The organism is Gracilibacillus sp. YIM 98692 (genome assembly GCF_010993965.1).
GTDB lineage: Bacteria > Bacillota > Bacilli > Bacillales > Amphibacillaceae > Gracilibacillus.
Window position 1 is genome coordinate 165,323 of the sequence record NZ_WIXM01000007.1, and the last position, 6,000, is coordinate 171,322.

Annotated in this window: 6 protein-coding genes; all 6 read right to left on the reverse strand. The window is 35.3% G+C overall.

Translation table 11 applies throughout. From position 1 onward, the window contains the following. Positions 1-56: 56 nt before the first annotated feature. On the reverse strand, positions 57-1,193 hold the full coding sequence (locus tag GHD00_RS09580) for a GerMN domain-containing protein (RefSeq protein ID WP_163537939.1): 1,137 nt from the start codon (positions 1,191-1,193) through the stop codon (positions 57-59). 119 nt (positions 1,194-1,312) lie between these two features. Further along, complete coding sequence (racE, locus tag GHD00_RS09585; protein WP_163537940.1) at positions 1,313-2,110, reverse strand: glutamate racemase; 798 nt, start codon at positions 2,108-2,110, stop codon at positions 1,313-1,315. Between the two features lie 13 nt (positions 2,111-2,123). Further along, the gene (locus GHD00_RS09590; protein ID WP_163537941.1) at positions 2,124-2,600 is read right to left on the reverse strand and encodes a MarR family winged helix-turn-helix transcriptional regulator; all 477 of its coding nucleotides are present in this window, start codon (positions 2,598-2,600) and stop codon (positions 2,124-2,126) included. 65 nt (positions 2,601-2,665) lie between these two features. Continuing rightward, entirely contained in the window at positions 2,666-4,129 is a 1,464-nt protein-coding gene (locus GHD00_RS09595; protein WP_163537942.1) for a potassium/proton antiporter, read from the reverse strand. Between the two features lie 328 nt (positions 4,130-4,457). Next, a complete protein-coding gene (locus GHD00_RS21435; RefSeq protein ID WP_163537943.1) occupies positions 4,458-4,667 on the reverse strand; it encodes a helix-turn-helix domain-containing protein in 210 nt (69 codons plus the stop codon). Between the two features lie 158 nt (positions 4,668-4,825). After that, positions 4,826-5,677, reverse strand: coding sequence for a nuclease-related domain-containing protein (locus GHD00_RS09605; RefSeq protein WP_163537944.1), 852 nt, complete (start codon positions 5,675-5,677; stop codon positions 4,826-4,828). Between the last annotated feature and the right edge of the window lie 323 nt (positions 5,678-6,000).

The window sequence follows — 6,000 nt, forward strand, 5'->3', positions numbered from 1 at the left end:
TTTTATATTATTAACAAGGAAAAAACACCCCATACACAAGTATAGGGTGTGGAAATTTAAATACTTTCAGTTGGGATAAACATATCTCTAGATACTGGCTCTGCGTATGGTTGTCCATTTTCATTAACAAGTTGATCATGGTTTTCGATGGATACTTCAACCGCTTCAATATTTTCTTGTTCTGTAAGAGTTAACACAATGGATTGCATTACTTCATCTGCAATCATACTTTTTTCACTATTGGACAATATATTTTCATTAAATGTAATAGAAAGCACACCATCTTGCATAACAGGAGCGGATGCTAATTGTGAACCTGTATTCATAAAATGTTGTAATGGAAGATCAAATGCTGGTCCATTCAACAATGCTTGTACAACCGATTGATAAGGATTTTCTGCATCCATTTCTACGTGTTGTGTAACCGGAACAAAGTACACTTCCTCATTATTTTGCATTGGAAAGTAAAGCGTAGTTGCTTTACTTTCCATTAAATCTACGGCTTCGCTTTGATGTACATTAATGCCATTTGCACGTGAATAACCTTCATTGATAGGAGTACCGTTCACTGGCATGACATCTTGTTCATGTCCATTAATCCACAACTTCACACGATTAACATTTTCAAATTGTGTTAATGTATAGGTCATCGCTTCCAAAATCTTTTTCTCATTTTCTGCTTGATACGTTTTAAACTCTTCCGAAACATCGACTACTAAGGTGCCACCTGCTTCAATGTTTAGCGAAAGAATTTCTGTTCCTGCTGGAAGCACTGCTTGAAAACCATTCGGTAACATATCTGTCACAGGACCGCCCTGCACTAGATACTGCAGCACTTGTTTAGCGACTTCTTTTGATTCAGGTGTTGGCAAACTAACCTCATGTGGGACAACCAAACCATTTTCATCTAACAAATAAAGCACACGATTTGCAGATGTTGTGGAAGATTCTTCTTCTGTCTCGCCTTCTTCTGTTTCTTCACCGTCTGACTCCCCTTCATTACTTTCATCTGATTCTTGACCCTGTTCTTCCCCTTCTTCTAAATCTTCAGGGTTATCAATATAATTTGCTTCTTCTGGTACTTCATCTAATTCTTGCAGCGTTTGTTCCCCTTGGAACACCCCGCAGCCAGAAAGGACCAAAATCAATGCTGAAAATAGCACAACGTATGATTTACGAAAATCGATTCTCATAACCGATACCTCCTACGATGGTTTGTACTATTATATATACTAGCCTTTTTATAAAATAGACCAATCAAATAATGAAAAAATCATTAGAAAAAGCATGGAGAAGTCTCCCCATGCTTTTCTTACAACGTTATTTCATAAACAGAATTAATCTTTTGCTCTAACCAACGGGAGGCAATCTGTTTAAAAATATTCGCATCCCCTGTCGTATAAAATTGATAATTTGGCTGCTTATCACCACGATATAGCTTTTTCTTATATGATAATATGGTGCTAACCTCTCTTGCTGTTTCTTCCCCTGAAGAAATAATGGTGATAGATGATCCCATGACTTCCTGAATCAAATCCATAATCATTGGATAATGCGTACAACCAAGAATTAAAGTGTCCATCTCTCTAATCCTTTTTAATGGCTCTAATGTTTCATAAATCGCATCATATGCTTCTGATCCTGTTACCCTTCCTTTTTCCACTAAAGGGACAAATCGAGGGCAAGCTAAGTCATGAACAATGATCTCTTCATTTATTAATTTTAGTGTTTTCGTATATGCTTTACTTGTAATGGTCCCTTCTGTTCCAATCACTCCGACCTCAGAAGTCCTTGTATTGGTTATCGCTGCTCGTGCCCCCGGTTGAATAACTCCGACTACAGGTATGTCGAGTTCTTGCCGCAACTCTCTTAACGTATAAGCAGTTGCTGTATTACAGGCAATTACAAGCATTTTTATATCTTCTGCCAACAAAAAACGAACCATCTCCCCAGTATATTGCATAACCTCTGTCTTAGGCCTAGGGCCGTATGGGCAACGTTCTGTATCTCCCACGTAAATAAAAGATTCCTTTGGCAGCTGCCGCATCAACTCACTAGCAACAGTTAAGCCACCGACACCAGAATCAATAACACCAATTGGCTTATCCATACGTATCTCCTCTTTAACTCTTCTCTTTTTGTTTTTTCATCCGATCAGCATTTTCCTTCATTTGAAAATGCAAGAAGTGAAGAAGGTGTGACAATGTTGTAATATCTTCTTCAGAAACATTTTGCAATACTTCTCCTAAATATTCTTGTCTTTTTTCTATCACTTCACGAATAATTTGCTTTCCTTTATCGAGCAAATGAATCCGAACAACTCGGCGATCTTTCGTATCCTTCACACGCTCCACAATACCATTTTTCTCCATACGGTCCACTAAATCAGTCGTCGTACTAAATGCCATATGTATTTTATTTGACAATTCACCTAATGTTAAATCGCCATACTCTAATAAATACTGTAATGCAATAAATTGTGGTGCTGTGATCGGATAATGATGAAGAATTTCTCTTCCCTGTTGTTTAATAATTCCTGCTATATAGCGCAGTTCTTTTTCAATATCAGCAATTGTATCGATAGGTATATTTTTTTGCAAGATGTTCTTTCCCCTTTCACTCAAAATAAATCTATTGTCCTATTCTTCCATTAAATCCTTAAAAGTTATTTTAACATGTCTTTTAGCTCATTTTTGGCTTTTTTATTTACAAGTATATATAGTATATCATTCTTATGAATTTTTGTGTCTCCAGTAGGGGTTACCACTTTCTGATCCCGTATGATTGCACTTACTAAAGCTTTCTGGGGAAAGGATATGTCTACAAGCTGTTTCCCGATAACGAAGCTTGATTCGACCACCTCATATTCCAACATTTCTACATTCGATTTTCCTAATGAGACTAGCTCTAACGAATGGGCTGGCTTTGTTTTTTTTGGACCTAGTAAGCCTAAATATTTGGCTATAACCGTAATCGTGGAACCTTGTACCAAAGCAGATAAGATGACAACGAAAAAGACCACATTAAAGTATAACTGGCTATTATCTAAATTGAGTAAAACTGGAAATAAAGAAAGAACGATTGGCACTGCACCACGAAGCCCAGCCCAAGATAGGAACATTTTTTCTTTTATTTGGTAACGGAAGAAAATCAGGGAAAGGAACACCGCTACTGGCCTTGCGATGAAAATTAACACACCAGAAACGACTAAACCTTTCCATATGATGGATGTTGTAAAAAGAGTAGACGGGAAAACAAATAAACCTAATATAATGAACATCGTAATTTGTGCCATCCAACCAAATCCTTCATTAAACTGAAGAATCGAATGACGATATGTTAATTCCGCATTACCAATCACAAGTGCTGCAATATATACTGCTAATAACCCACTTGCCCCAATAATTGCTGAAAAGCTATATGTAATCAGTGCAAATGCTAGTGCAATGAGTGGATATAAACCACTGGAGTCTAAATTGATACGATTAATGGATGCTACGGCCAGTTGTCCAAATGCATAACCTAATACAGCACCAATTCCCATTTGCCATAGAAAGTTAAAAACAAGACCAGCTATAGACAAGTTTTCGATTGTTAGTAATTGAATAAAGGATATGGTTAAAAACACTGCCATCGGGTCATTCGTACCAGACTCAGCCTCCAGTGTTGACTCTAATTTATCCTTAATATTTTTTCCTTTTAGGACTGCAAAAACTGCAGCAGCATCCGTCGAACCAACAATTGAACCTAAAAGCATCGCTTCCAACCATGAAATATCAAAAACCTGTTTTGCAACGATTCCCACTAATCCTGAAGTAATAAGGACCCCGAGTGTTGCCAAAGTAAGAGAAGAACCGATCACAGGGCGAATCGTTTTCCATTTCGTTTGAATACCACCTTCAAATAAGATAATCACTAATGCAACCATACCGATTAAATGGGCAATTCTAGCATTATCAAAATAAATAAACCCAAGCCCATCACTACCTATTAACATACCAAGCAAGATAAAAAGAATAAGTGATGGTACACCGAGTCGGTTAGAAAACTTTGTCACTAAAACACTAACTGTAAGAACAATTGCTGCGAGAAGAATAAATTGATCTGTATTATTAATGACATCAAACATTCCTGTGATCCCCCATTTCTCTGTTACATATTATGATATCTAAAATCGACGCTTTTAGCACCTATTTTAATTGGCATCAAAAAAACAGCTATTCTAACTTATGAATAACTGGCTTCAATCTTATTATTGATAGAGATCTAAACAGGTTAAACCACTAGGAATATGATTAAAGGTAAAGATTAAAAATTTCTATCTATTTTTCTTATTTCGTTTATTATACATCATGACCATACTTCCCGATATAACTCCTACTACAGCTAATATGACATTAAATGTCATGTAAGCATCTCTTTCAACGATGATCGTTATCCTACATTTTTTAACATATTTATCCATAAACGCGATGCTTAATCCATATAAAGTGACGCAACTCTTTAAGGTGATGGGATACTGTTGATGGAGTAATGCCTAGCCTGTCTCCTAATTCCCCTACACTAGAATGCATTTCTTTATCTGTACTTGTTTCTCCTGGGAAGCAGTTGTTAGCTAAATAAAGAAACACTTCAAGACGATGCGTATTAGATAAAGCTTTAAACATATCACTATATTGTTTTAAGTCTGCAAAATCATTTTTTATATTCGAAATATGTGAATGTTCACTATTAATTTGTCAAATTAAAAAATCTGAACTGATATTAGATATAGCCTAACGAACTTTGCTAATTAGAAAATGTTTAATGAATTCCAAATGCTTCACTACTTACCGACAGTTTTCTGATGTTCAAAACAGTAGATTTCACCTTTAAACTTTTTATTAGAAAGACAATACTTCCTCACTTTTTCAGTAACAGGTTTTTGACAAATTTTACACTTGTCGTTCTTTTCTGATCTTTTCTGAGTACTTTTTCTATTGCTCTCTTTTAATGATTGCACATGTTGCCTCCGGATGGATGGATCTGTTATATTTGTCGATTTTATTTCGTTATAAACGTTCTCAATATCCATCTCTGTTAATAATGGTTCTTTGTATTGACGCTTATTCATATACACTTTTCTATTTATAAACTCGGACAATTCAACGTCATAAACAATTAATTCGTCTGATGCTATTTTCCTCAGCTCTGTGTCATCCAGTTTAAATGTGCAACGTTTTGTAAAAGACACCATAGAAATAAAATAAGGATGATACTCTTCATCCATTAATTTTTTCAAAGCTTGTATATGACCATAATTCTGCTGAAAAGGATTCATCAAATTAAATTTACCGTTAACAGACCATATTTTTCTCTCTTTTCCCCCATAAACGGTTCCTTGATAATTTTTTGTTTCAATGACAAAAATTCCATATGGGGAGATTAATACATGATCTATTTGAGAGTAACCCGTTTTTGCTTGGTTATTTTTAATCATTATATCTTCGAGGTGCTTATACTCTTTTGGAAGCTGGTCTAACTGAATATTAATCTTATATTCACCAATTTCCCCTTTTCGAACCGCTACCTTCTCGTTATTCGTTTTAGAAGAAAGATTTTTCTTCTTTGTTATAGTATTTGCTTTTCTTTTTTGGACTTTATCCTTTTTCTGAAATAACTTGAACAATAACTTCATAGAAATCTCCTTATTTTTATTTTGTAGTTCTATTTTACCATTACAAAAACACTATGAACAGGCTATTGTAGGGGATAGATTTATTATTACGGACACTGAGCACCTTATTTCTAAGAAAAGAGCATTTTGAAGGAGGTTGCGGACATCAGGTACGTTATATACTCAAAACCTTGTGAAAACTAATCCCTTTTTGCTGAATAAAGGAACACATGTCTGTCAGCCATCTAAAAAAACTTTTTTACCACAAATAAAGGAGCGTATGGATCTCTGTCAAGAAAGTGGACATCAAAATAACGAAAAAATGGTTTAGTTTAGTTGTGCAG

Coding starts and splice junctions, on each gene's coding strand:
- GHD00_RS09580 (WP_163537939.1), bottom strand. CDS start 1,193: ATGAGAATCGATTTTCGTAAATCATACGTTGTGCTATTTTCAGCATTG.
- racE (WP_163537940.1), bottom strand. CDS start 2,110: ATGGATAAGCCAATTGGTGTTATTGATTCTGGTGTCGGTGGCTTAACT.
- GHD00_RS09595 (WP_163537942.1), bottom strand. CDS start 4,129: ATGTTTGATGTCATTAATAATACAGATCAATTTATTCTTCTCGCAGCA.
- GHD00_RS21435 (WP_163537943.1), bottom strand. CDS start 4,667: ATGTTTAAAGCTTTATCTAATACGCATCGTCTTGAAGTGTTTCTTTAT.
- GHD00_RS09605 (WP_163537944.1), bottom strand. CDS start 5,677: ATGAAGTTATTGTTCAAGTTATTTCAGAAAAAGGATAAAGTCCAAAAA.